The organism is Streptomyces cellostaticus (assembly GCF_001513965.1).
Classification (GTDB): domain Bacteria; phylum Actinomycetota; class Actinomycetes; order Streptomycetales; family Streptomycetaceae; genus Streptomyces; species Streptomyces cellostaticus.
Window position 1 is genome coordinate 763,092 of the sequence record NZ_KQ948015.1, and the last position, 24,533, is coordinate 787,624.

A 24,533-nucleotide genomic window follows, 5' to 3' on the forward strand; every position below is an offset into this window, starting at 1 on the left:
ACCCGGGTAACTCTTATTGCGATTAATATGCAACAGCTATAGATCAGCAATAAGGGTGTGAGGTCCATGACGGTCCGACGGATACGGACAGCCGCCGCGGCGGCGATACTCACGGGTGTCGCCGCCTGCTCGGCCCCCGGCAACGGCACGGGAGGCGGCGAGGCGGCCGACTCCGTCGTGATCGGCGTGGCTTCCGAGCCGGACACGCTCAGTCCGCTGCTCGGTTACGGCAAGGACGGCAACTCGAAGATTTTCGACGGTCTGCTGGCCCGGGACGCCAGCTTGAAGTTGAGACCGGCGCTGGCGAAAGCCCTGCCCGAGGTCACCGCCGACGGCCTCACCTACACCTACACCCTGCGCGACGGCGTGAAGTTCTCCGACGGCAAGCCGCTGTCTTCCGCCGACGTCGTCTTCACGTACGACACGATCCTCGACGCGAAGACCAACAACACCAACCGCAGCGAACTGGACGCCATCAAGGACGTGCGGGCAGCGGGTGACGACAAGGTGGTCTTCACCCTCAAGTACCCGTACGCGCCCTTCGCCGGGCGTACGGTGCTGCCCATCGTCCCCGAACACGTCGCGGGCAAGCAGGACCCCAACACCGGCTCCTTCAACACCAAGCCGGTCGGCACCGGCCCCTATCTGCTCGCCTCCTGGAGCAAGGGCGAGAAGCTCACCTTCAAGGCCAACCCCAACTACTGGGGCGGTGCACCGAAGGTGAAGAAGGTGACCATGGCGATCATCGAGGACGACGACGTGCGGGCCACCCGGCTGCGGTCCGGCGACCTCGACGGCGCGATCCTGCCGCCCAACCTCGCCGCCACCTTCAAAAACGACAAGGCGAAGAAGACGTACGACGCGAAGACGTACGACTTCCGCACGGTCACCCTTCCTCAGGAGAACAAGGTCACCGGCGACCGCGCCATCCGCCAGGCCCTGGACGCGGCCGTGGACCGGCAGGCCATGGTCGACAAGATCCTCGACGGCGCCGGGCGTCCGGCGTACGGGCCGCTGCCGGTCGACGACCCCTGGTTCGCCAAGGGCATCGAGCGCAAGCAGGACCTCACCAAGGCCAGGCGCGTCCTGGATGAGGCGGGCTGGAAGAGCGGGGAGGGCGGCATCCGTGCCAAGGACGGGCAGCGGGCCTCGTTCACCCTCCTCTACCCCTCCGGTGACAAGGTCCGCCAGGACCACGCCCTCGCCTACGCCTCCGACGCCAAGAAGGCCGGTATCGAGGTGAAGGTGGAGAGCGCCACCTGGGAGGTGATCGAGCCGCGGATGAAGACGGACGCGGTCCTGGCCGGCTTCGGCAGCAGCGGCGACCCGGACTACGGCCTCTACACGCTGCTGCACTCCTCCCTTGCCGGCGACGGATTCAACAACATGGCCCGCTATGACGACCCGGTCGTGGACAAGGCTCTCGACACTGGCCGCCACAGCTCGGACACGACGGCCCGCAAGGCCGCCTACGACAGCCTGCAGCGCGAACTGGTGAAGAACCCCGGCTACACCTTCCTCACCCACATCGACCACGTGTACGTCCTCGCCGACCGCTGGGAGGGCCTGACCACGCAGGTCGAGCCGCACGAACACGGCTTCGCCTCCGGCCCGTGGTGGAACCTCGAAGCCTGGCAGCCGAAGAAGTGAGGTTCTCCCTTCCCTGGGGAGCGATGGCACGACTGGCGGGGCGGCGGCTGCTGTTTGCCGTCCCGATCCTGCTCTTCGTGACCTTCGGCGTCTTCGCGATCGCCGCCGCCTCCCCCTTCGACCCGGTCAAGGCATACGCCGGCACGGCCGCCCTCGGCGCCGACGCCGAAACGCTGGAGCGGCTGCGCGAGAACCTGGGCGTGGGCCAGCCGTTCACCTCCCGCTGGTGGCACTGGCTGACCGCGGCCCTCACGGGCGACCTCGGCCAGTCCAGCGTGCTGAGGCAGCCGGTGGCCGACGTCATCGGCGAACGCCTCGTGTGGTCCTCGCTGTTGTGCGCGGTCGCGTTCGTGGTGGCGTTGGCGGCGGGCACGGTGCTGGGTGTGCTGGCCGCCCGCCGCCCCGGATCCGCGCTCGACCGGATGATCACCTCGGTGGCTTACTCGCTGGAGGCGGCGCCGGTCTTCTGGCTGGCCCTCCTGGCCGTCTGGCTGTTCGCCCTCCAGCTCGGAGTGCTCCCGGCCGGCGGTCTGACCGACACCGCGAGCGAGCAGGTCACAGCCCATCAGGTAGCCAGTCACCTCGTGCTGCCGGCCGGGGTGCTCGCCGTCTCCCAGCTGCCCTGGTTCACCCTGTACGTCCGTCAGGGCGTCGGTGATGCGCTCACCGAGGACCCTGTACGCGGTGCCCGCGCACGGGGGTTGAGCGAGCGAACGGTCCTGCTCGGCCATGCCCTGCGCTCCGGCCTGCTGCCGGTCCTCACCCTGGTCGGCTCCCGGGTGCCCGAACTCATCACCGGTGCCCTGCTGGTGGAGAGCGTCTTCAGCTGGCCTGGCATCGCGGCGGCCACCGTGGAGGCGGCCACCGCCGTCGACTTCCCGCTGCTCGCCGCGCTCACCACGCTCGCCACCGCCGCGGTGCTCATCGGCAACCTCCTCGCCGACCTGCTGTACGGCCTGTTCGACCCGAGGGTGAAGTTCAGTGACATGTGAACCCACGGCCACGGCGGATCCCGCCTGGCGGTCCTACGGCGCCAGCCGCCGCTCCACTCGGGCGGTACGCGTACGCGTCTCCGTCGCCCTCGTGGCCGCGATCGTGCTGGCCGTACTCCTCGTCCCGCCCCTGGTCCACCTCGACCAGCAGGCCGTCGACCTGTCCTCGAAACTACTGCCGCCGAGTTGGTCGCACCCCTTCGGCACCGACGATCTCGGCCGGGATCTGCTCCTGCGCTGTGTCTACGGTATGCGCGTGTCCCTCCTGGTCGGGGTGGCGGCAGCGCTCACGGCGACGGTGATCGGCACGGCCGTCGGGGCGATTGCCGGAGCGCTGGGCGGCTGGGCCGACCGCGGTCTGATGCGGGTCGTCGACACGTTCTCCTCCGTACCGCACCTGCTGCTGGGCATCTTCCTCGTGGCCATGTTCCGGCCCGGGGTGTGGCCGGTGGTCGTGTCGGTGGCACTCACCCACTGGCTGTCCACCGCCCGGATCGTCCGCGCCGAGGTGCTGTCCCTGCGCGCCCGGCCCTACATCGACGCAGCCGTCTCCGGTGGCGCCTCCCGGTGGCGGGTGGCGGTACGGCATCTGCTGCCCGCCGTGCTGCCCCAGGCCGCGCTGGCCGCCGTCCTGATGGTGCCGCACGCCATGTGGCACGAGTCCGCGCTGTCCTTCCTCGGCCTCGGCCTGCCCACCCACATGGCCAGCCTGGGCAACCTCATCCAGGGCGCGCGGGGCTCGCTGCTCGCCGGGCAGTGGTGGCCCACCCTCTTCCCCGGCCTGTTCATCGTCATCCCCACCCTCGCCATCGCCGGGCTCGCCGGAGCCTGGCGGGAACGGATCAACCCCCGCCGCCGATCGGAGCTGATGCTGTGACCGCCCGAACCCCGGTCCTCTCGGTACGCGGGCTGTCCGTGCGCTTCCTCATGCCGGGCGGACGGCGGATCGCCGCCGTCACCGACGCGCACTTCGACGTGGCGGCCGGCGAGTGTCTCGCCCTGATCGGCGAGAGCGGCTGCGGCAAGTCGGTCCTCGCCTCCGCCCTGCTCGGTCTGCTGCCCGCCAACGCCCAGGCTGCGGGCCAGGCCCGCCTCGGCGACCTGGACCTGCTCGCCGCCGACGAACGCACGCTGGCGCGAACGGTACGGGGCCGCCTGATCGGCCTCATCCCGCAGAGCCCCGCCGCGCACCTCACGCCCGTGCGCACCGTCCGCTCCCAACTGGAGGAAACCGTGTCCGCGTTGACCGGCGTGCGAGGGCGGGCAGCCGTACGATCCGCGGCCGAGGCAGCCGCAGAACGTGCCGCCTTTCCTGCCGGCCACCTCGACCGCCATCCGCACGAACTCTCCGGCGGCCTGGCCCAGCGCGCCGCCACCGCCCTCGCCCTCGTCGGCGACGCACCCCTGCTCCTGGCCGACGAACCCACCACCGGCCTCGACCGCGACCTGGTCGACCACACCGTGGACGAACTGCGCCGCCACGCCGACACCGGCCATCGGGGCCTGCTCGTGATCACCCACGACCTGGCTGCCGCCGAGCGCATCGCCGATCGCGTGGCCGTGATGTACGCGGGCCGGATCGTCGAACTCGTCGAAGCGAAAGCCTTCTTCGACGCCCCCGGTCCCCGCCATCCCTACAGCCGGGGTCTCCTCCAGGCTCTCCCCCACCGCGCCTTCACCCCGATCCCCGGCATGCCGCCCGAACTCGGCAATCTTCCCGACGGCTGCGCCTTCGCTCCGCGTTGCGAGCGGGCCACCCACGCCTGCACCGCACTGCCCCAGCAGGCCGACGGCATCGCCTGCCACCACCCGCACGTACCGGAGGACCTCCGTGCTTGAACTGCACGACATCACCGCCGGATACGGCAGAGGAGCCCCCGTCGTCCGCAACGCCACCCTGGCCCTCGCCCCCGGCGAGAGCGTCGGCCTGCTGGGGCCCAGCGGCTGCGGCAAGTCCACCCTCGCCCGGGTCGCGGCTCTGCTCCACCGCCCCGAGGCCGGCACCGTAACCCTCGACGGTGATCCCGTACGCGGCTGGCGCTACCGCGCCCCACGCACCCAGCGCACCGCCATCGGCGTGGTCTTCCAGCAGCCCCGTCTCTCCTGCGACCCCCGGCTGCGGCTCACCGACCTGATCGCCGAGCCCCTGCGCGCCACTGGCCGCCGCGACGAAATACCAGAGTGCCTGGCCGAGTTGGCCCCGGCCGTCGGCCTCACACCCGACCTTATGGACCGCCGTCCCCACGAGGTCAGCGACGGCCAGCTCCAACGCGCCTGCCTCGCCCGCGCTCTCGTCCTGCGTCCGCGCTGGCTGATCTGCGACGAGATGACCGCGATGCTGGATGCCTCCACCGCCGCCGCGCTGGTGGCAGCCGTCGAGGAGTACCGCGCCGCCACCGGCGCCGGACTCCTGGCCGTCGGCCACGACCAGGTGCTCCTGGACCGCTGGTGCGACCGCACCGTCCACTGGAAGAAACTGACCGCCGCAGTCCATGAGTAAACGGATGCAGTCCACGACCATCAAGCGCGCCGTCGCGCAGGACGCAGACCGCCTCACCAGCCTGATCCAGAACTCCGGCGCCTACCGGGGACCATACGCCTCGATCATCTCCGGCTACCGGGTCACCCCCGACTACATCGCCAGACACCGGGTTTTCGTGGCCGTCGATACGGCCGAACGCCCTCAGGGCTTCTACGCCCTGCTGGAACAGCCCCCGGAGCTGGACCTGGAGTTCATGGCCGACGACGTTCAGGGCAGGGGCGTCGGCCGGCTCCTCATCGAGCACATGAGCCGCCAGGCCCGGCCGCCGGCCTGACCGAGGTGCGGGTGGTCTCCCATCCCCCGCCGAGGAGTTCTACCGACGCCTGGGCGCCGAGCGAGTGGGAACCGTTGCCCCCTCACCACCGAAGGTCCCCTGGGAACGGCCCGAGCTGCGGTTCACCACCGCCTGAGCCCGCACCACAGCCCCCCACGCCGGCCTCTGCAACAAGAAGGCTCCCGCAGGCATCGGGCCTGCAGGAGCCTTCCCTTGTACCGCCTGCTCCGTGAAGGGTGAGAAGACGATCACGAGCAGGACGTCTGTGCGGCGCGGCTACGGCGTCACGGCTTGAGCAGCAGGCTGTCGCCGCGCTCCTTGGCGGCGGCGTAGCGCTTGGCCACGTCCTGCCAGTTGACGACGGCCCACATCGCGTCGATGAAGTCGACCTTCTGGTTCTTGTACTGGAGGTAGAAGGCGTGCTCCCAGGCGTCGAAGACCAGGATCGGGGTGGAGCCCTGGCCGACGTTGCCCTGGTGGTCGTAGACCTGCTCGACGATCAGCCGGCCGCTCAGCGGCTCGTACGCCAGGACGCCCCAGCCGGAGCCCTGCGTGGTGGCGGCGGCCTTGGTCAGCTGGGCCTTGAAGCCGGCGAAAGAGCCGAAGGACTCGGTGATCGCGTCCGCCAGGTCACCCACACCGTCCTGGGCGAGGGGCTCGCCGCCGCCGTCCTTCGGGCCGGTCATGTTCTGCCAGTAGATGCTGTGCAGGATGTGGCCGGACAGGTGGAAGACCAGGTTCTTCTCCAGGCCGTTGATCGAGCTCCACGACTCCTTGTCCCGCGCCTCGGCCAGCTGCTCCAGGGTGTCGTTCGCACCCTTCACGTACGCCGCGTGGTGCTTGTCGTGGTGCAGCTCGATGATCTCCGGGCTGATGACCGGGGCGAGCGCCGAGTAGTCGTACGGAAGTTCCGGGAGCGTGTAAAGCGCCATGTCCAACGTCCTCCGACGTTATTGCGAATCGTATGCAGGTGCACGCTAGCAGTAAGAACGGTACCTTGCGATCAGGCGTTGGACCTAGGACCCCCTCCCCCATGTCGCGCCGCCGGCCGGGGGCTGGCAGTCCGCGATCCGGACTTCTCGGCGGCGGCAAGGAAGGCAGACACGTGACCATGACCCAGCCGTCGGCACAGCACGGCGCGGCGACACCGGACCACTCGGCACTGCTGCGACGCCACGGCCTGCGCTGCACCGCGAGCAGGCTGTGCACCTTGAGGCTGCTGTCCGCGTCCGGGCAGCATGTGTCCACCGCCGAAGTCTGCGCTCAACTGCAGGGGATGGGTCTGCCGTTCGATCAGGCGACCGTCTATCGGACCCTGGAGATCTTCACGGAGGTGGGTCTGGCGCACGCCGTGCTCGGCCCGGGCCCCAAGCGCTACGGCGTCAGTTCCGTCCCGCACCATCACGTCGTGTGTGAGGAGTGTGGCCGCGTACAGGATGTTGCGATCGCTCAGATGAGTGAAGCCGTGGAACGGATCACCGAACTGACCGGACTGCATGCCGGTGCAGGAGGCTCGCTGCTGTTGTACGGCCGGTGTTCGCGATGCAGCACGTAAGTGAGTTTCCGTCACGGGTGCGGGACGGCGCCGTCGGAACGGACGCTGTCAAGGCATGACGACGTCCCGCACCCGGCCGATGGCGGGGTACCGCTTCAGCACCCCAGCCGGCCGACCCTCGTCGAATCTAGCCGTTATTGCGAGTCATTCGCAATAATCTCTCACCCGTCGCCCTCCAGGTTGCCCTCCGTCTCCAGGTACACCTGCCGCAGTTCGTCCAGGACCGCCGGGTCGGGCTTCGCCCACATCCCTCGCGACTCCGCCTCCAGCAGCCGCTCCGCGATGCCGTGCAGGGCCCAGGGATTCGCCTGCTGGAGGAACTCACGGTTGACCGGGTCCAGGACATACGTCTCGGTGAGCTTGTCGTACATCCAGTCGGCGACCACTCCGGTCGTGGCGTCATAGCCGAACAAGTAGTCGACCGTCGCGGCGAGTTCGAAGGCGCCCTTGTAGCCGTGGCGGCGCATGGCCTCGATCCACTTCGGGTTGACGACGCGGGCGCGGAAGACGCGGGAAGTCTCCTCCACCAGCGTGCGGGTGCGGACCGTCTCGGGGCGGGTGGAGTCCCCGATGTACGCCTCGGGGGCCGTGCCGCGCAGGGCGCGGACGGTGGCGACCATGCCGCCGTGGTACTGGAAGTAGTCGTCGGAGTCGGCGATGTCGTGTTCGCGGGTGTCGGTGTTCTTGGCAGCGACCGCGATCCGCTTGTACGCCGTCTCCATCTCCTCGCGGGCCGGGCGGCCGTCGAGTTCACGGCCGTAGGCGTAGCCGCCCCAGACGGTGTAGACCTCGGCGAGGTCGGCGTCGGTGCGCCAGTCGCGGGAGTCGATGAGCTGCAGCAGGCCCGCGCCGTACGTTCCGGGGCGGGAGCCGAAGATGCGCGTGGTGGCGCGGCGTTCGTCACCGTGGGCCGCCAGATCGGCCTGTACGTGGGTGCGGACGTGGTTGGTCTCGGCCGGTTCGTCCAGGGAGGCGGCCAGGCGCACGGCGTCGTCCAGGAGGCCGATGGTGTGCGGGAAGGCGTCGCGGAAGAAGCCCGAGATGCGCAGGGTGACGTCGATACGAGGGCGGCCCAGCTCCTCGTACGGGATGGGCTCCAAGCCGGTCACACGACGCGAGGCGTCGTCCCAGACGGGGCGGATGCCGAGCAGGGCGAGGGCTTCGGCGACGTCGTCGCCGGCGGTGCGCATGGCGCTGGTGCCCCACAGGGACAGGCCGACGGAGGTGGGCCAGTCGCCGTTGTCCGCGCGGTAGCGCTCGAGCAGTGAGTCGGCGAGGGCCTGGCCGGTTTCCCAGGCGAGGCGGGAGGGGACGGCCTTGGGGTCGACGGAGTAGAAGTTGCGCCCTGTCGGCAGGACGTTCACCAGGCCGCGCAACGGTGAGCCGGACGGACCCGCCGGGACGAAGCCGCCGGCCAGCGCGTGGATGGTGTGGTCGAGTTCGGCGGTGGTCGCCGCCAGGCGCGGGACGACTTCGCGCGCTGCGAAGTCCAGCACGGCGCGGACCTGTTCGCCGTGCTCGGCTGGTACGGCGTCCGGATCCCAGCCCGCGTCCTCCATCGCCTGGACCAGGGCACGGGCCTGCTCCTCGGCGGCGTCCGCTGTCGTGCGGGTCGCGGCTGACTCGTCCAGGCCGAGGGCTTCCCGCAGGCCGGGGAGGGCCTTGGCGCCGCCCCAGATCTGGCGGGCGCGAAGGATGGCGAGGACGAGATTGACGCGGTCTGCGCCGGTGGGCGGGTTGCCCAGGACGTGGAGTCCGTCGCGGATCTGGGCGTCCTTGACCTCGCACAGCCAGCCGTCGACGTGGAGGAGGAAGTCGTCGAAGCCGTCGTCGTCGGGCCGGTCCTCCAGGCCGAGGTCGTGGTCCAGCCTCGCCGCCTGGATGAGGGTCCAGATCTGGGCGCGGATGGCGGGCAGCTTGGCCGGGTCCATCGAGGAGATCTGCGCGTACTCGTCGAGGAGTTGCTCCAGGCGCGCGATGTCGCCGTAGGAGTCGGCCCGGGCCATGGGCGGCACGAGGTGGTCGACGAGGGTGGCGTGGACGCGCCGCTTGGCCTGGGTGCCCTCGCCGGGGTCGTTGACCAGGAAAGGGTAGACCAGCGGGAGGTCACCGAGAGCGGCGTCGGGGCCGCAGGCAGCGGACAGGCCGGCGTTCTTGCCGGGCAGCCACTCCAGATTGCCGTGCTTGCCGAGGTGGATCACCGCGTCCGCGCCGAAGCCGCCCTCCGACTGCGGGGCGGCGATCCAGCGGTAGGCGGCCAAGTAGTGGTGGGAAGGCGGGAGATCCGGGTCGTGGTAGATGGCGATCGGGTTCTCGCCGAAGCCACGCGGGGGCTGGATGAGGACGAGAAGGTTGCCGAAGCGCAGAGCGGCGAGGACGATGTCGCCCTCCCGGTTGCGGCTGCGGTCGACGAACATCTCGCCCGGCGCCGGGCCCCAGTGCTCCTCCACCGCCGTCCGCAGTTCCTTGGGAAGCGTCGCGAACCAGCGCCGGTAGTCGGCGGCCGGGATCCTGATCGGGTTGCGGGCCAGCTGCTCCTCGGTGAGCCAGTCCTGGTCGTGGCCGCCCGCCTCGATGAGCGCGCGGATCAGTTCGTCGCCGTCACCGGAGGCCAGGCCGGGGATGTCCGTGTGGGAGCCGAAGTCGTAACCCTCGTCGCGAAGGCGCCTGAGCAGGGCTACGGCGCTGGCGGGGGTGTCCAGGCCGACGGCGTTGCCGATCCGGGAGTGCTTGGTGGGGTACGCCGACAGGACGAGGGCCAGCCGCTTCCGGGCCGGCGGGATGTGGCGGAGGCGCGCGTGGCGTACGGCGATGCCGGCGACCCGGGCCGCGCGCTCGGGGTCGGCGACGTAGGCCGGGAGTCCGTCGGCGTCGATCTCCTTGAAGGAGAACGGCACGGTGATCAGGCGGCCGTCGAACTCGGGGACCGCGATCTGGCTGGCGGCGTCCAGCGGGGAGACACCCTCGTCGTTCTCCTCCCAGGCCGTGCGTGACCCGGTCAGGCACAGGGCCTGGAGGACGGGGACGTCGAGGGAGGTGAGCGCGCCCGCGTCCCAGGACTCGTCGTCGCCGCCGGCCGATGCCTCTGCGGGCTTGGTGCCTCCCGCCGCCAGGACCGTCGTGACGAGGGCGTCGGCGGCCCGGAGTTCGGCGATCAGCTCCGGCTCGGGGGCGCGCAGGGAGGCGACGTACAGGGGAAGCGGCCGGCCGCCCGCGCCCTCGATGGCGTCGCACAGGGCATGGACGAAGGCCGTGTTGCCGCTCATGTGGTGGGCGCGGTAGTACAGCACGGCGATGGTCGGAGCGCCGGCCGGACCATCCGGGCGCTCCAGCGGACCCCAGGCCGGAGCGGGTGCCGGCGCGTCGAAGCCGTGTCCGGTGAGAAGGACGGTGTCCGACAGGAACCGAGCGAGCTGTTCGAGGTTGGCGGGGCCGCCGTGGGCGAGGTAGGCGTGGGCTTCCGCCGCGATGCCGACCGGGACGGTGGAGGCGGCCATCAGCTGGGCGTCGGGGGCCTGTTCGCCGGTCAGGACGATCACCGGACGTCCGTCGGCGAGCAGCAGGTCGATGCCGTCCTGCCAGGCGCGGATACCGCCGAGGAGGCGTACGACGACCAGGTCCACGCCGTCAAGGAGGGCCCGGAGGTCGTCCAGGGGAAGGCGGGCGGGGTTGGCGAAGCGGTAGCCGACCGGGCCGTCGGCCGCGCGGGCGCTGAGCAGGTCCGTGTCGGACGTCGACAGGAGCAGGATTTCGTGGGCGGGTCGGACTCGCTCCCCGGACGGAGTGGGCATGCGTCGCCTGGCCTTCCTCGGGGTCCGCGCCCCGGGCGGTGTCGGAATGGGTCCCCCCTCGGACCAAGCCGAGGGCGAGGGAGGGGAGTTCCTGGCTCACCCGGCCTGGGGAGGCCGAGATCACAGTGGCGGGACCGCGCCGGATTCGCACCGGCTTCCTCTCCTGTCGCCGTGATGGCGGTTCGTGGACCGGGTGATCCACTGGGGAGCATAGTAAGGGTCACTGGAATAGCGCGGGGCATACATCGCCCATGATCGTAGGTATGCTCACCGCCATGCCCACGGCAGCCCTTCCTCCATCACCCCAGGCCAACCCGGCCACACGGGCGCGCGGTGACGCCTGCCCCGGAGCGCTGCGTCTGCACACGGCGGACGACGGTGCCCTTGCCCGTGTCAGGCTTCCCGGTGGAGTTTTGACGCTCGGACAGGCGGCAGCACTCGGCCGCGTCGCCCGGCGGCTGGGCGACGGCGACCTGCACCTGACGTCGCGCGGCAACGTGCAGCTGCGCGGCCTGGCAGCCGGGTGCGGCGGGGAGTTGGCGGAGGCGCTGGACACAGCCGACCTGCTTCCCTCGCGGGAGCACGAGCGGGTGCGCAACATCGTCGCCTCGCCCCTGTCCGGCCTGGACGGCGAAGGCGTGCAGGACGTGCGGCCCTGGCTGACGGCCCTGGACGCCGCTTTGTGCGCGAGCGATGCTGCCAGGAATCTGTCGGGTCGGTTCCTGTTCGCTCTGGACGACGGACGCGGTGACGTGACCGGCCTCGGCGCCGACGTCACGGTGCGCGCGACCGGGGACGGCCTAGCGTGGCTCACCCCCGGGTCGGTCCGCGTGGCCGCCGATGACGCGCCGCTCGCGGCACTGGTGGCCGCCGAGACCTTCCTTCAGGCCGCGCGGTCGCACACGGCACGCACCTGGAGGGTCTCAGAACTCCCCCTGCCGGAAGGCGAGCTGGACCGCCTGATACGTGATCGGCTGACGGCCGCGGGCATCGCGCACGATGAAGGTCCCGAGCCGGTCGGTTCGGCCGACGGCCCGCCCCCGGGAGTCGTGGGCGAAGCCTTGTCCGCGCACGTTCCCCTGGGGCGGCTCTCGGCCCTCCAGTGGGAGGCGTTGACGAGGGTCGCGGACACCGAGCTGCGGCTGACTCCCTGGCGTGGCGTCGTCGTCCCCAACGTGGGCGCCACCGCTGCACAAGTCTCCGAGTCGCTCGAACGTCTCCGTGCGACTGGACTGGTGACCGACCCCGCGTCCCCCTGGCTCCGCGTCGGAGCCTGCATCGGCCGCCCCGGATGCGCCAAGGCACACGCCGACGTCCGGGCGGACGCGGCGCGGACACTCGAAGCGACGGGCCGCCCCGCCCTCCCCTTGTACTGGTCCGGGTGTGCACGGCGCTGCGGACACCCGAGTGGTGAGCACGTCGACGTGCTCGCGACCCCGGAGGGCGGTTACCGCCTGTCGGTCGCCCCGGCGGACCGGGAGACGCGAACCGCCTTCGCAGCAGACCCCTCCCGGATGGGCGCCGCCCTGGCGGCGATCATCTCATGACCCGCACGACGACCGAGAGCAGTGAGAAGAGCACCGTGACCACCCACGTCTATGAGAAGGACGGAGCGGCGATCTATCGCCAGTCCTTCGCCACCATCCGGGCCGAGGCGGATCTCGCGGGTCTGCCCGCCGATGTCAGCCAGATAGCGGTACGCATGATCCACGCCTGCGGGATGGTCGACCTGGTCGAGGATCTGGCCTACACGCCCGAGGTGGTGGCCCGGGCCCGCGAGGCCCTGCGCGCCGGCGCCCCTATCCTCTGCGACGTGCAGATGGTGGCCAGCGGCGTGACCCGCAAACGGCTGCCCGCCGGGAACGACGTCCTGTGCACCCTGTCCGACCCGGCCGTCCCGGAGCTGGCCGAACGGCTGGGCACCACGCGCAGCGCCGCGGCGCTGGAGCTGTGGCGGGACCGGCTGGAGGGCGCGGTCGTCGCCGTCGGCAACGCCCCTACCGCCCTCTTCCGCCTCCTGGAGATGATCGAGGAGGGCGCGCCCCGGCCCGCCGCCGTCATCGGCGTCCCGGTCGGCTTCGTCGGCGCTGCCGAGTCCAAGGACGCCCTGGCCGCGCATCCTTCCGGGCTGGAGTACCTGGTGGTCCGCGGCCGACGCGGTGGCAGCGCCATCGCGGCCGCCGCACTCAACGCGATCGCGAGCGAGGAAGAGTGAGCGGCAAGCTGTACGGGGTCGGCCTGGGCCCCGGTGATCCCTCCCTGATGACCGTACGGGCCGTCGAGGTCATCGCAGGGGCGGACGTGGTCGCGTACCACAGCGCCCGGCACGGGCGGTCCATCGCCCGGTCGATCGCGGCGCAGCACATCCGCGAAGACCACATCGAGGAAGCACTGGTCTACCCGGTCACGACGGAGACCACCGACCACCCCGGCGGCTACAAGGGCGCCATGGAAGAGTTCTACGCCGAGGCATCGGCCAGACTCGCAGCCCACCTCGACGCCGGGCGCACCGTGGCCGTACTCGCCGAGGGCGATCCGCTCTTCTACGGCTCCTACATGCACATGCACAAGCGGCTCGTCGACCGCTACGACACCGAGGTCATCCCCGGCGTCACCTCCGTGTCGGCCGCCGCGGCCCGCCTGGGCGCACCGCTTGCCGAGGGCGAGGAGGTGCTGACGATCCTGCCGGGCACCCTGCCCGAGGAGGAGCTGACGGCCCGCCTCGCCACGACGGACGCCGCGGTGGTGATGAAGCTCGGCCGCACCTTCCCCAAGGTACGCCGCGCGCTGGAGACTTCGGGACGCCTGGCCGACGCCCGTTATGTGGAGCGGGCCACCATGAGCAAGGAGCGCGTCGCCGAACTGGCGGACGTGGACGCCCAGTCGGTGCCGTACTTCTCGGTGGCCGTGCTGCCCAGTCAGGTGGACGCCGAGCGGCCTGTACGTGAGCGGGGCGAGGTGGTGGTGGTCGGGACGGGGCCGGCCGGTCCGCTGTGGCTGACACCCGAGACGCGGGGCGCGCTGGCCGCCGCCGACGATCTGGTCGGCTACACCACCTACCTGGACCGGGTGCCCGAGCGGGCGGGCCAGGCCCGGCACGCCTCGGACAACCGCGTGGAGGCCGAGCGCGCCGAGTTCGCGCTGCAACTGGCCCGGAAGGGGCGGCGGGTGGCCGTGGTCTCCGGTGGCGACCCGGGGGTGTTCGCGATGGCCACCGCCGTGCTGGAGGTGGCGTCGCAGCCCGAGTACCTGGATGTGCCGGTGCGTGTGCTGCCGGGCTTGACCGCCGCCAACGCGGCCGCGGCACGGGCCGGCGCCCCGCTCGGACACGACTACGCCGCCCTCTCCCTCTCCGACCGGCTCAAGCCGTGGGAGGTCATCGCGGAGCGACTGCGGGCAGCAGCCTCGGCGGACCTGGTGCTGGCCCTGTACAACCCTGGCTCGCGCAGCCGGACCTGGCAGGTGGGCAGGGCGCAGGAGCTGCTGCTGGAGTACCGGGCGCCCGAGACGCCGGTGGTGGTTGCCCGGGACGTCGGCGGCCCGGGTGAGCGGGTGCGGATCGTGCGGCTGGGTGAGCTGGATCCGGCCGAGGTCGACATGCGCACGATCCTGCTCATCGGTTCCTCGCAGACCCGGGTGGTACGACGGGGGGACGGCGAGGAGATCGTCTGGACGCCCCGCCGGTATCCGGAGGCGTGAGGTGAGCGGTGCCGCGCCATGCGGGCGGCACCGCCTCCTGCTCTACTCGCCGTGCTCCTGAGCCGTGGCCGGCTGGGCCAGGCCGGCCGTCCACTTCTCCTCGATGCGGCCGACCTTCCACACCACCAGGGCGACGGCCCAGGTGGCGAAGAACAGGCCAACGATGACGTAGCCGATGATGTTGAGGTCGAGCCCCGCGATCCAGTCCCAGAACGCGCCGTGCAGGTCCGCCTTCTCGGCTACCAGACCGAGAAGTTCGACGGTGCCGATGATCAGGGCGACGGCGACGGACAGGCCGGTGATGGTGAGGTTGTAGTAGACCTTGCGGACCGGCTTGGAGAACGCCCAGCCGTAGGCGAAGTTCATGAACGAGCCGTCGATGGTGTCAAGCAGGGACATGCCGGCCGCGAACAGGATCGGCAGGCACAGGATGGCGTACCAGGGCAGGCCGGAGGCGGCGCCCGAGCCGGCGAGGACGAGGAGCGCGATCTCGGTGGCGGTGTCGAAGCCGAGACCGAAAAGCAGGCCCAGGGGGTACATCTGCCAGGGCTTGGTGATCGACTTCATCAGGCGGCCAAGGAGGCGGTTCATGAAGCCGCGGTTGTTGAGCTGCTCCTCCAGGGCCGCCTCGTCGAAGTGGCCGGTGCGCATCTGCCGGAACACCTTCCAGATGCCCACCATGATCACCAGATTGATGATCGCGATGACGTAGAGGAAGGTGCCCGAGACGGTCGTACCGATCCAGCCGGTGATGCTGTGCAGCGTGGAGTTGTCGTTCTCGACCGGGCCTGCCAGCGCTTTGACTCCGAGAGACAGCAGGAAAGCGAGCGCGAAGACGATCGACGAGTGCCCCAGGGAGAACCAGAAGCCGACCGACATCGGGCGCTGGCCCTCGTTCATCAGCTTGCGGGTCGTGTTGTCGATGGCAGCGATGTGGTCGGCGTCGAAGGCGTGCCGCATGCCCAGGGTGTACGCGGTGACTCCGATGCCTATGCCGAAGGTCTTCGTGCCGAGGCTGTAGTGCTCCGGGGCGACGATCGCCACGAGCGTGAACCAGCCGATGACATGCAGCGCCAGGATGAACGCGGCCATTCCGCCGACGCTCACCCATTCCTTGCGGGTCATTGACGTGCGGATGCGGTGCCACGAGATGCCGCGGCCGGTGGCCGGAGCGGTCGGCCTGGCGGATGCGGAATCAGGAGCGGTGGTCATGGAGCGTGACCCTTACTTCTCGGCGAGCGGCTGTTTTCAGCCGCGCCTTCCAGGTTTCTGCGACTTGGTTGCAGCTACAAGACAGCCGCAGCAAAGTCGGCGCCAGGTTTCAGTCAATGGCCGGAAAAACTCCCTGCTCAAGGTGCTCGCGGACCCACTGCGCCGCCTTCTCGGGATCCGGGAAGACGGTCACTCCCTCGGGAACGGGTGGTCTGCGGACCACGACGACAGGCAACCTCGCCTCGCGGGCAGCCGTCAGTTTCGGCGCCGTGGCCGCCCCGCCGCTGTCCTTCGTGACCACGACGTCGATGCGGTGGCGCCGCAGCAGCTCTCGCTCCCCGTCGAGGGGGAAGGGGCCACGGTCGAGCAGTACCTCCATGCGGGCCGGATGGGGTGGCTCGGGTGCATCGACGGATCGTACGAGAAACCACAGGTCGTCAAGGTCCGCGAAGGCGGCCAGGCCCATGCGCCCGGTGGTGAGGAAGATACGACGGCCGAGTGCGGGCAGCGCCCGTGCCGCTTCCTCCAGTGAACCCACTTCGTGCCACCGGTCGCCCTCGGCGGGGACCCAGCCGGGCCGGCGCAGGGCGAGCAGGGGAACATGGGTTGCGGCAGCGGCCTGTGCCGCGTTGAAGCTGATCTTCCCGGCGAAGGGATGGGTGGCGTCGACGATCACGTCGACCGTCTGCTCGCTCAGCCACGCCGCCAGCCCTTCGGCCCCGCCGAAGCCGCCGACGCGGGTCTCGCCCGGGGGCAGCCTGGGGCTGGCGACGCGTCCGGCAAGGGAGTTGGTCAGCTTCAGCCCCGGAGTGCCGTGGAGGAGTTCGGCAAGGCGGCGGGCTTCCGTGGTTCCGCCGAGGATCAGTACGTGCATGAGGGTGTGGGTCCGTTCATGAGTGGCAGTGAGGGTCGAGACGTGGTGCAGGCGGGCGGGGCGCATGGTTCCGGTCAGGTGAAGGGCGGTCGCCGCGCCCAGCTGGAGCACACGGGGCTGCGGCACGGCTGGACCACGGGGGCCTGCGCGACGGCGGCCACCACGGCCGCGTACACCGCCCTGCTGACCGGTGAGTTTCCCGACCCGGTGACGATCACGCTGCCCAAGGGGCAGACGCCGTCCTTCGCGCTGGCCGCGGAGGAGTTGACCGAAGGGGCCGCGATGGCGGGGATCGTGAAGGACGCGGGGGACGATCCCGACGTCACGCACGGCGCTCTGGTCCGGGCGACGGTCCGGCGGCTGCCCGCAGGCAGTGGCGTCGTCTTCAGGGCCGGACCCGGCGTGGGGACGATCACCAGGCCCGGCCTTCCATTGCCCGTCGGTGAAGCGGCCGTCAACCCCGTTCCCCGTCGCATGATGAGCGAGCACGTCGCCGAAGTGGCCGCCCGGCACGGCGGCAGCGGCAACGTGGAGATCACCGTCTCCGTCGACCACGGCGAGGAGATAGCCCGCTCCACCTGGAACCCACGGCTCGGCATCCTCGGCGGCCTGTCCATCCTCGGCACCACGGGCATCGTCGTGCCGTACTCCTGCTCGGCCTGGATCGACTCCATCCGGCGGGGCGTGGACGTGGCCCGCGCGGCCGGACGGACCCATGTCGCCGGGTGCACCGGGTCGACGTCCGAGAAGACCGTCGTCGCCGAGTACGGCCTGCCCGAGGACGCCCTGCTCGACATGGGGGACTTCGCGGGCGCCGTGCTGAAGTACATCCGCCGGCACCCGGTGGACCGCCTCACGATCTGCGGTGGCTTCGCCAAACTCTCCAAGCTCGCCGCCGGCCATCTGGACCTGCACTCCGGCCGCTCCCAGGTCGACAAAGGCTTCCTCGCCGAACTGGCCAGGCGGGGCGGCGCGGACGAGACGCTGGCCGCCGTCGTGGCCGACGCGAACACAGGGCTCGCCGCGCTCCAGCTGTGCCAGGCCGCCGGGGTACCGCTCGGCGACCTGGTGGCGAGGACGGCCCGCGACGAGGCGCTGGCCGTGCTGCGCGGCGCGCCCGTCGCGGTGGACGTCATCTGCATCGACCGTGCAGGGACGGTCGTGGGCCGCAGTACGGTGGCATGATTCACCCGCGCCGAGGCACCGGGCCCGCCGGTCACTCGTAGGCCGGCCCCACCCTGATGCGGTTCCCGTCGGGGTCGCGGAGTCTAGCTCGCGCCCCCACGGCGCCTCCTCGACACGGACCCCGAACTCGGCGGCCACGGCGTCCATATCGGCGACCCTCAGGTACACCAAGGTGTCCGGCCGTGCGTCGCCCTCGTGCTCCGAGTGGAAGACGCGTATCCGGCCCCGGGCGACCTCGGTGAAAACGGGGAGTCCCGGTTCGAACCGGTGCTCCCACTGCTGAGTGAAGCCCAGACGTGCGTACCACCTGACAGTTTCGGCGGCGTCGCTCACCCGCAGGACGGGGATCACCTCCTCAGCAGTTATGACGCTCCCGCTCCGGCGAGTACAGGTGGCTGTCGCGGAACTGTTCCGCTCCGAGCGTCCGCCCCACCATGATGACCGCGGTACGCAGCACGTCGGCCTCCTTCACCTTCTGGGCGATCTCGTCCAGCGTGCCCCGGATGATCAGCTCGTCCGGGCGGGAGGCGTAGGCCACGACCGCGGCGGGGCAGTCGGCACCGTAGTGCGGGAGGAGTTCCTCCACCACGCGGTCCACGTACTTGGCGGCCAGGTGCAGCACGATCAGCGCGCCGCTGCGGCCCAGCGTGGCCAGGTCCTCGCCTTCCGGCATGGCGGTGGCGCGGTTGGCAACACGGGTGAGGATGACGGTCTGGCCGACGGTGGGCACGGTCAGCTCCCGCTTGAGGGAGGCGGCCGCGGCGGCGAAGGCGGGAACGCCGGGGACGACCTCGTAGGGGATCCCGGCCGCGTCGAGCCGTCGCATCTGCTCGGCGACCGCGCTGAACACGGACGGGTCGCCCGAGTGCAGCCGGGCCACGTCGTGCCCCTCCTGGTGGGCGCGGAGCAACTCGGCGGTGATCTCGTCCAAATCGAGCTGGGCGGTGTCCACCAGGCGTGCGTCCGGCGGGCACTCGGCCAGCAGTTCGCGCGGGACGAGGCTGCCCGCGTACAGGCAGACCTGGCAGGCGGCGAGCGTCCGGGCGCCGCGCACCGTGATCAGGTCGGCGGCGCCGGGGCCGGCGCCGATGAAGTACACGGTCATCTGTCTGCTCCTGGAGGGGGGTTGGGGGTCTTCTGAACAGACCACTGGGTGACCGGCATGGCCTGCCGCCAGCCGGTGAAGCCGCCCACGGGCACGGCGTACGCCACCGCGAGCCGCACCAGCTCACCACCGTGGCGGCGGTGGGCGTCGGCGAGCAGCGCCTCGGACTCCAGCGTGACCGTGTTGGCGACGAGCCGCCCGCCGGGTGACAGGGCCGCCCAGCAGGCGTCGAGGAGACCGCGGGCCGTAAGTCCCCCGCCGACGAACACGGCGTGAGGCGCGGGGAGTTCGGCCAGCGCGCCCGGAGCGTCACCGGTGACCACCCGAAGTCCCGGCACGCCGAGTCGCTCTGCGTTACGGAGGATACGTTCGGCACGTACCTGGTCGCGTTCGACGGTGACGGCCCGGCACGACGGGTGGGTGCGCATCCACTCGATGGCGATCGAACCCGACCCGCCACCGACGTCCCACAGGAGTTCGCCCGGGGCGGGGGCCAGCGCACCGAGCGTGGCGGCCCGGATGTGCCTCTTGGTGAGCTGCCCGTCGTGCTCGTACGCCTCGTCCGGCAGCCCCGGCACCGCACCGAGTCGCAGGGCGTCCGGTGCCCGGCGGCATTCGACGGCCACGATGTTGAGCGGATCGCCGGACTGCTGGGTCCGCGCCCAGTCGTCGGCAGTGGTCTCGGCGGTCACACGCTCCCGGTCGCCACCGAGTTGTTCCAGGACACGCATCCTGCTCGGTCCGAAGCCGCGGTCGATGAGCAGCGCGGCGACGTCTTCGGGAGTGCGGGCGTCGGCGCTCAGGACGAGGAGTCGCCGGCCGTCGTGCAGGGCGGCGGCGAGGCGGGCGGTGGGGCGGCCCACCAGGGTGACGACCTCGACGTCCTCCAGCGGCCAGCCCAGCCGGGCGGAGGCATAGGACACGGACGACGGGTGAGGAAGGACGCGCAGTGCGTCGACCTCTTCGGCGAGCGTGCGTCCGATGCCGTAGAACATCGGGTCACCGCTAGCCAGGACGGCGATACGGCGGCCTGCGTGAGCGGCGAGCAGGCGGGAGACGGCGGGGCGCAGGGGTGAGGGCCAGGCGACGCGCTCGCCGGCGCACTCGGTGGGCAGCAGGTCCAGCTGGCGCGGACCCCCGATGAGAACGTCGGCACGGCGCAGTTCCGCTCGGGAGGGTTCGGCCAGACCCGACCAGCCGTCGGCTCCTGTCCCGACGACCGTGACGACGGAGGGCGGGCCTTGTCGGGCGGGGGTCACTGCTGGCTACCTCGAAGTTCAGGGGTGCGACAGGGGCGCACTCTACTAAGCGATCACCCGTGCGACCGAGTCCGGGTTCACATCCGGTCGGATCTTATTGCACACTGTTCGCAATAACGTAGATATCGCAGGAAGGGGAGGGCATGGGCTCTCCGATCGTGCTCGGGATCGAGTCGTCGTGTGACGAGACCGGTGCGGGGCTCGTCCGGGACGGGCGCCTGCTCGGGCACGCCGTGGCGTCGAGCATGGACGAGCACGCCCGCTTCGGCGGAGTGGTGCCCGAGATCGCTTCCCGCGCCCACCTGCATGCCCTGCGCCCGGTGGTGCGTCAGGCACTGGACCAGGCGGGGCTGCGGCTCTCCGACATCGGGGCGGTCGCTGTGACCACGGGCCCGGGGCTGTCCGGCGCCCTTCAAGTGGGCCTCGCGGGGGCGAAGGGCATCGCCTACGCGCTCGGCGTCCCGCTTCACGGCGTGCACCACCTGGCCGGTCATGTCGCCGCCGACACACTGGAGCACGGGCCGCTGCCCGACCCGTGCATGGTGCTGATCGTCTCCGGCGGCCACACCTCGCTGCTCCTCGTGCGCGACCTGGCCCGCGACCCAATCGCCCACCTAGGCGACACCCTCGACGACGCCGCCGGAGAGTGCTTCGACAAGGTCGCGCGGGTCTTCGGTCTGCCGTACCCCGGCGGTCCGGCCATCGACCGGGCCGCCCGAGAGGGCGACCCCGGCGCCGTTCCCTTCCCGCGCCCGCTTCCGGGGTCGTACGACTTCTCCTTCTCGGGGCTGAAGACGGCGGCGGCCCGCTGGGCCGAGTCCCACGCCGGCCGTGAGCTGCCCGTCCACGACGGGGCCGCGTCACTGCAGGAGGCGGTCGCCGACGTCCTGACCCGCAAGGCCGTGGCCGCCTGTGTGGAGCACGGGGTCGGCACGCTGGTCGTAGTCGGCGGGGTCGCCGCGAACTCCAGGGTGCGGTCACTGGCCGAGGAGCGCTGCCGGGCGGCCGGCATCACGCTGCGGGTGCCGCCGCTCAGCCTGTGCACGGACAACGGCGCGATGATCGCCGCCGTCGGCGACCTCCTCGTACGGGCCGGGGCCGAGCCGGCCCCGCTGGACGTGTCGATCGACCCGTCGGCACCGCTGGAGTACGCGGCCCTGCATCCGGTCGTGGCCGGAGCGGTGGCGGCGTGACGGACATCCGTGTCGTCCCGTACGACGCTCTCCTGCCTCACAGCGCGGCCCTGCGCTCCGTCTACGCCGACGCGTTCTGCGCGCCGCCCTGGAACGAGGACGAGGAAAGGGCGGACGCCTTCGTCGCACGGCTCGGCTCGGACGTACGGCGTCCGGGGTTCACCGCAGCGCTCGCCTTCGACGGGCCGGACGTCGTGGGTTTCGCGACCGCCTGGGCCACTCCCACCCCCTTCCCGGTCGACCGTTGCCATCCGCAAGCGGCCGCCGGTCTGGGCCCGAGCCGCACCGAGGAGTGGCTGTGCGGTGCCCGTGAGATCGATGAACTCGCCGTCCGTTCCACCGTCCATGGCACCGGAATCGCTGCCGGCCTCCTGCGAGCGGTGACCGAGGACGCGCCGGACGGCCGCGCCTGGCTGCTCACCTCCCTCAAGTCGACCCGGGCCATGGCCTTCTACCGTCGCCAGGGCTGGACCCAGGCCACCCACCCCTCCCCCGACGGGCAGGGCATCGCGGTGTTCCTCGGCCCCCGCCACCCCGCCCGAGCCCTGGCCGTCCAGCCTTTGTAGCCCCCGGAGAACACCGTGCGCACCGCCGAGATCCGCCGCCGTTTCCTCGGCTTCTTCGCCGAGCGCGGTCACACCGTCGTGCCCGGCGCCCCGCTGCCCACGCCCGACCCGACGTTGCTCTTCGTCAACGCGGGCATGGTCCCCTTCAAGCCGTACCTGACGGGCGAGGCACCGGCGCCGTGGCCGCGGGCGACGAGCGTGCAGAAGTGCGTGCGCACCCTGGACATCGAGGAGGTCGGCACCACCCGGCACGGCTCCTTCTTCCAGATGAACGGCAACTTCTCCCTCGGCGACTACTTCAAGGAGGAAGCCGTCGCCTTCGCCTGGGAGCTGTCCACCTCGCCGGTGGCGGAGGGCGGCTACGGTCTGGATCCGGACCGGATCTGGGTGACCGTGCACCACACCGACGACGAATCCCGTGCCCTGTGGCGGCGGCTCGCCGGACTGCCCGACGAGCGGATCGTGGCACGCGGCGACGAGGACAACTTCTGATCCATGGGGGTGCCCGGTCCGTGCGGTCCCTACTCGGAGTTGTACTACGACCGCGGTCCGGCGCTCGGCCTCCCGGGCGGCCCGGCGGCCGACCAGGACCGGTACATGGAGTTCTGGAATCTGGTCTTCATCCAGTACGAACGAGGCGAAGGTTCCGGCAAGTCCGGCTACCCCATTTTCGGCGAACTGCCCCGCCGCGACATCGACACCGGCATGGGCCTGGAACGCATGGCCACCCTGCTCCAGGGTGTCGACAACCTCTACGAGATCGACGAGACCCGCCCGATTCTCGATCGGCCCGCCGCGCTGGCCGGTGTCCGTTACGGCATGGACACCGAGACCGACGTACGCCTGCGGGTGGTCGCGACCACGTCCGCACCGCGCTGATGCTGCTCGCCGACGACACCTCCCCTGGCAACGAGGGCCGCGGCTACGTCCTGCGCCGCATCCTGCGCCGTGCCGTGCGCGCGATGCGCCAACTCGGCTACCAGGAAACCGCGCTGCCCGAACTGCTGGCCGTGGCCCGCGACTGCCTGGCGCCCAGCTACTCAGAGGTCACCGACACCTACGACCGGATCATCGACCGGGCGGCCGGCGAGGAGGACGCCTTCCGCACGACCCTCCGCCAGGGAACGACCGTCCTGGACACGGCCGTCGCCGAGGTCGAGTCGGGCGGCGGTCGCCGGCTGCCCGGCGCGAAGGCGTTGTTCCTGCTGCACGACACGTACGGCTTCCCGATCGACCTCACACGGGAGATGGCAGCCGAACAGGGCGTGGAGGTCGACCGCGAGGGCTTCACCACCCTGATGCGCGAACAACGCGAACGCGCCCGAGCCGACGCCCGCGCCCGCAAGTCGGGCGGCACGACGGACACAGCCATCCTGCGACGAGTCTTGGACGAACACGGTCCGGCCGACTGGCGCGCGTGGGACACCCTGACCACCCAGTCCCGTGGTCTCACCGTGCTGACCGCCTCCGGCCCGTCCCCGGTAGCGGGCGAGGGAGACATCGTGACCGTGGTCCTGGACCGCAGCCCGTTCTACGCCGAGTCCGGTGGCCAGGACAGCGACGCCGGCCGCCTCTCCGGCCCGCCGATGGAGGCCGAGGTCCTGGACGTGCAGCGTCCGCTGCCCGGCCTCGTGGCCCACCAGGTGCGCGTCACGGCAGGTGAACTCGCTGTCGGTGACGAGGTCACGGCGGCCGTGGATCCCGAGTGGCGGCTCGGCGCGCGCCAGGCCCACTCCGGCACCCACATCCTGCACGCGGCCCTGCGCCAGGTTCTCGGCCCCGTCACCGGCCGAGCTGGACGAAGGGAGCGGGAGCCTTCACCAGCTCCGGTACGCGCGGGACAGATGCGTCGACGGCAGGCTCCTGAGCCGTATGCCTTGCGGCGGTCGCCTGCTCCTGCGGCGGGGCTTGGTCAGCTGTGACGCTTCGTCAAGGTGGTTCCTGCGGACTGGTTACCGCCAGCCCCTCATGGCTGGATGGTCCGGGCTCGGCAAGTCGGTCACATATCTGCCGGGTTGCCGTGGCAGCGGTCGTCTGTGTACGTCGGCGCCATCAGATGACACTCCAAGCAGGAGGCGCCGGCCGCGTGGTGAAGTCGCCGCCGGCGCCCCGATTGTCACTTGTTCTCTCACTTCTCGGCGCTGCCCGCTTCGTGCTGGGCACCTGCGGACGCGTCGGCGTGCCCGCCGGGGCCGTCGGCGCCCTCCGGGGTCTCCGCCTGGCCGTGTTCGCCCGGCTGCTCGTTGTCGGGGGCGTTCTGGTCGCCGTGCTGGATGTTGTCGGTGTCCGGTCCGGTCGGCTCCGGCGGCGTGTCCTGTCGCACGACGGACGCGGTCGGAGCCGCACTCGTGCTGGACCCGGCGACGGCAGCGCCGATCCCTGCCCCGCCGAGGGTCAGGGCAGCGACCGCCGTGGCCGCGATCTTCCGGTGGAACTTCATGATGTCCGCCTTTTCGAACGGATCGATGTACTGATGCCCTCAGTGTGCGAAGCGGCTCGTGAAGCGACCGTGTGCGGCTGATGTGAACGCTGACATGCTGGGATTCGGAGTTCGGCACGGGCGCGACCGCGGCCGGCACGACACGGCACCGTCGAGCCGTTGGCCACGGTGAACACCGCCACGGGCAAGGTCTTGC

19 protein-coding genes, 3 pseudogenes and 1 riboswitch are annotated in these 24,533 nt (G+C 71.0%); of the genes and pseudogenes, 14 read left to right on the forward strand and 8 right to left on the reverse strand.

The features are described 5' to 3' along the window. Positions 1-66 precede the first annotated feature (66 nt). From AQI88_RS03295 to AQI88_RS03320, 6 genes and pseudogenes are all read left to right on the forward strand, one after another. Positions 67-1,650, forward strand: coding sequence for an ABC transporter substrate-binding protein (locus AQI88_RS03295; protein WP_066991336.1), 1,584 nt, complete (start codon positions 67-69; stop codon positions 1,648-1,650). Between the two features lie 23 nt (positions 1,651-1,673). Continuing rightward, on the forward strand, positions 1,674-2,642 hold the full coding sequence (locus AQI88_RS03300; protein WP_066991339.1) for an ABC transporter permease: 969 nt from the start codon (positions 1,674-1,676) through the stop codon (positions 2,640-2,642). Continuing rightward, positions 2,632-3,519: an ABC transporter permease gene (locus tag AQI88_RS03305; RefSeq protein ID WP_066991342.1), complete on the forward strand. Its 888-nt coding sequence runs from the start codon at positions 2,632-2,634 to the stop codon at positions 3,517-3,519. The genes AQI88_RS03300 and AQI88_RS03305 overlap by 11 nt, the downstream gene beginning before the upstream one ends. Beyond that, positions 3,516-4,481 (forward strand): ABC transporter ATP-binding protein, encoded by a 966-nt coding sequence (locus tag AQI88_RS03310; RefSeq protein WP_066991346.1) that lies wholly within the window; start codon positions 3,516-3,518, stop codon positions 4,479-4,481. Before AQI88_RS03305 ends, AQI88_RS03310 begins: the two co-directional genes overlap by 4 nt. Next, positions 4,474-5,142 (forward strand): ABC transporter ATP-binding protein, encoded by a 669-nt coding sequence (locus tag AQI88_RS03315; RefSeq protein WP_066991348.1) that lies wholly within the window; start codon positions 4,474-4,476, stop codon positions 5,140-5,142. The genes AQI88_RS03310 and AQI88_RS03315 overlap by 8 nt, the downstream gene beginning before the upstream one ends. Before the next feature lie 4 nt (positions 5,143-5,146). Beyond that, positions 5,147-5,594: pseudogene (locus AQI88_RS03320) on the forward strand (GNAT family N-acetyltransferase). A gap of 148 nt (positions 5,595-5,742) precedes the next feature. Here the strand turns inward: AQI88_RS03320 and AQI88_RS03325 are convergent. Continuing rightward, the gene (locus tag AQI88_RS03325) at positions 5,743-6,390 is read right to left on the reverse strand and encodes a superoxide dismutase (RefSeq protein WP_066991350.1); all 648 of its coding nucleotides are present in this window, start codon (positions 6,388-6,390) and stop codon (positions 5,743-5,745) included. A 179-nt stretch (positions 6,391-6,569) separates the two neighbouring features. On the opposite strand from AQI88_RS03325, the gene AQI88_RS03330 reads away from it, so the two are divergent. Beyond that, entirely contained in the window at positions 6,570-7,013 is a 444-nt protein-coding gene (locus AQI88_RS03330; RefSeq protein WP_066991679.1) for a Fur family transcriptional regulator, read from the forward strand. A gap of 161 nt (positions 7,014-7,174) precedes the next feature. Here the strand turns inward: AQI88_RS03330 and cobN are convergent, their stop codons facing one another. Beyond that, complete coding sequence (gene cobN, locus AQI88_RS03335) at positions 7,175-10,804, reverse strand: cobaltochelatase subunit CobN (protein ID WP_066991351.1); 3,630 nt, start codon at positions 10,802-10,804, stop codon at positions 7,175-7,177. 85 nt (positions 10,805-10,889) lie between these two features. Beyond that, positions 10,890-10,965, reverse strand: a riboswitch (cobalamin riboswitch). Between the two features lie 102 nt (positions 10,966-11,067). Between cobN and cobG the strand changes: the two genes are divergently transcribed. Genes cobG through AQI88_RS03350 form a run of 3 tightly spaced genes read left to right on the forward strand, consistent with a single transcriptional unit; the run spans position 11,068 to position 14,503 of the window. Next, entirely contained in the window at positions 11,068-12,351 is a 1,284-nt protein-coding gene (cobG, locus tag AQI88_RS03340; RefSeq protein WP_398697570.1) for a precorrin-3B synthase, read from the forward strand. Continuing rightward, positions 12,348-13,019, forward strand: a complete 672-nt coding sequence (locus tag AQI88_RS03345) for a precorrin-8X methylmutase (protein ID WP_208615701.1) — start codon at positions 12,348-12,350, stop codon at positions 13,017-13,019. Before cobG ends, AQI88_RS03345 begins: the two co-directional genes overlap by 4 nt. Beyond that, entirely contained in the window at positions 13,016-14,503 is a 1,488-nt protein-coding gene (locus AQI88_RS03350) for a precorrin-2 C(20)-methyltransferase (RefSeq protein WP_066991368.1), read from the forward strand. Before AQI88_RS03345 ends, AQI88_RS03350 begins: the two co-directional genes overlap by 4 nt. Positions 14,504-14,545: 42 nt before the next feature. Here the strand turns inward: AQI88_RS03350 and nicT are convergent, their stop codons facing one another. Both nicT and AQI88_RS03360 read right to left on the reverse strand, forming a co-directional pair. Next, positions 14,546-15,715, reverse strand: a complete 1,170-nt coding sequence (gene nicT / locus AQI88_RS03355; RefSeq protein ID WP_208615702.1) for a Nickel transporter NicT — start codon at positions 15,713-15,715, stop codon at positions 14,546-14,548. Positions 15,716-15,824: 109 nt separating this feature from the next. Beyond that, positions 15,825-16,589 (reverse strand): cobalt-precorrin-6A reductase, encoded by a 765-nt coding sequence (locus tag AQI88_RS03360; protein ID WP_066991685.1) that lies wholly within the window; start codon positions 16,587-16,589, stop codon positions 15,825-15,827. An 18-nt stretch (positions 16,590-16,607) separates the two neighbouring features. On the opposite strand from AQI88_RS03360, the gene AQI88_RS03365 reads away from it, so the two are divergent. Further along, positions 16,608-17,774: a cobalt-precorrin-5B (C(1))-methyltransferase gene (locus AQI88_RS03365; RefSeq protein ID WP_066991374.1), complete on the forward strand. Its 1,167-nt coding sequence runs from the start codon at positions 16,608-16,610 to the stop codon at positions 17,772-17,774. A 186-nt stretch (positions 17,775-17,960) separates the two neighbouring features. On the opposite strand, the pseudogene AQI88_RS48990 reads toward AQI88_RS03365, so the two are convergent. The 3 genes and pseudogenes from AQI88_RS48990 to AQI88_RS03375 form a co-directional block, all read right to left on the reverse strand. Continuing rightward, positions 17,961-18,125: pseudogene (locus AQI88_RS48990) on the reverse strand (glyoxalase superfamily protein); the annotation flags it as partial. 4 nt (positions 18,126-18,129) lie between these two features. After that, positions 18,130-18,879, reverse strand: a complete 750-nt coding sequence (gene cobM, locus AQI88_RS03370) for a precorrin-4 C(11)-methyltransferase (protein ID WP_066991377.1) — start codon at positions 18,877-18,879, stop codon at positions 18,130-18,132. Continuing rightward, positions 18,876-20,138 carry a bifunctional cobalt-precorrin-7 (C(5))-methyltransferase/cobalt-precorrin-6B (C(15))-methyltransferase gene (locus tag AQI88_RS03375; RefSeq protein WP_066991379.1) on the reverse strand — a complete coding sequence of 421 codons (1,263 nt, stop codon included), beginning with the start codon at positions 20,136-20,138 and terminating at the stop codon, positions 18,876-18,878. Before AQI88_RS03375 ends, cobM begins: the two co-directional genes overlap by 4 nt. Positions 20,139-20,281: 143 nt before the next feature. On the opposite strand from AQI88_RS03375, the gene tsaD reads away from it, so the two are divergent. The 3 genes and pseudogenes from tsaD to alaS all read left to right on the forward strand — a co-directional run. After that, positions 20,282-21,331, forward strand: a complete 1,050-nt coding sequence (gene tsaD, locus AQI88_RS03380; RefSeq protein WP_066991382.1) for a tRNA (adenosine(37)-N6)-threonylcarbamoyltransferase complex transferase subunit TsaD — start codon at positions 20,282-20,284, stop codon at positions 21,329-21,331. Beyond that, positions 21,328-21,897 carry a GNAT family N-acetyltransferase gene (locus tag AQI88_RS03385; protein WP_066991385.1) on the forward strand — a complete coding sequence of 190 codons (570 nt, stop codon included), beginning with the start codon at positions 21,328-21,330 and terminating at the stop codon, positions 21,895-21,897. Before tsaD ends, AQI88_RS03385 begins: the two co-directional genes overlap by 4 nt. A gap of 15 nt (positions 21,898-21,912) precedes the next feature. After that, positions 21,913-23,708: pseudogene (alaS, locus tag AQI88_RS03390) on the forward strand (alanine--tRNA ligase); the annotation flags it as partial. 317 nt (positions 23,709-24,025) lie between these two features. On the opposite strand, the gene AQI88_RS46980 reads toward alaS, so the two are convergent. Further along, positions 24,026-24,337 (reverse strand): hypothetical protein, encoded by a 312-nt coding sequence (locus AQI88_RS46980; RefSeq protein WP_066991388.1) that lies wholly within the window; start codon positions 24,335-24,337, stop codon positions 24,026-24,028. Between the last annotated feature and the right edge of the window lie 196 nt (positions 24,338-24,533).

Coding starts and splice junctions, on each gene's coding strand:
- AQI88_RS03295 (WP_066991336.1), top strand. CDS start 67: ATGACGGTCCGACGGATACGGACAGCCGCCGCGGCGGCGATACTCACG.
- AQI88_RS03300 (WP_066991339.1), top strand. CDS start 1,674: ATGGCACGACTGGCGGGGCGGCGGCTGCTGTTTGCCGTCCCGATCCTG.
- AQI88_RS03325 (WP_066991350.1), bottom strand. CDS start 6,390: ATGGCGCTTTACACGCTCCCGGAACTTCCGTACGACTACTCGGCGCTC.
- AQI88_RS03330 (WP_066991679.1), top strand. CDS start 6,570: ATGACCCAGCCGTCGGCACAGCACGGCGCGGCGACACCGGACCACTCG.
- cobN (WP_066991351.1), bottom strand. CDS start 10,804: ATGCCCACTCCGTCCGGGGAGCGAGTCCGACCCGCCCACGAAATCCTG.
- cobG (WP_398697570.1), top strand. CDS start 11,068: ATGCTCACCGCCATGCCCACGGCAGCCCTTCCTCCATCACCCCAGGCC.
- AQI88_RS03345 (WP_208615701.1), top strand. CDS start 12,348: ATGACCCGCACGACGACCGAGAGCAGTGAGAAGAGCACCGTGACCACC.
- nicT (WP_208615702.1), bottom strand. CDS start 15,715: ATGACCACCGCTCCTGATTCCGCATCCGCCAGGCCGACCGCTCCGGCC.
- AQI88_RS03360 (WP_066991685.1), bottom strand. CDS start 16,589: ATGCACGTACTGATCCTCGGCGGAACCACGGAAGCCCGCCGCCTTGCC.
- AQI88_RS03365 (WP_066991374.1), top strand. CDS start 16,608: ATGAGTGGCAGTGAGGGTCGAGACGTGGTGCAGGCGGGCGGGGCGCAT.
- cobM (WP_066991377.1), bottom strand. CDS start 18,879: ATGACCGTGTACTTCATCGGCGCCGGCCCCGGCGCCGCCGACCTGATC.
- tsaD (WP_066991382.1), top strand. CDS start 20,282: ATGGGCTCTCCGATCGTGCTCGGGATCGAGTCGTCGTGTGACGAGACC.
- AQI88_RS46980 (WP_066991388.1), bottom strand. CDS start 24,337: ATGAAGTTCCACCGGAAGATCGCGGCCACGGCGGTCGCTGCCCTGACC.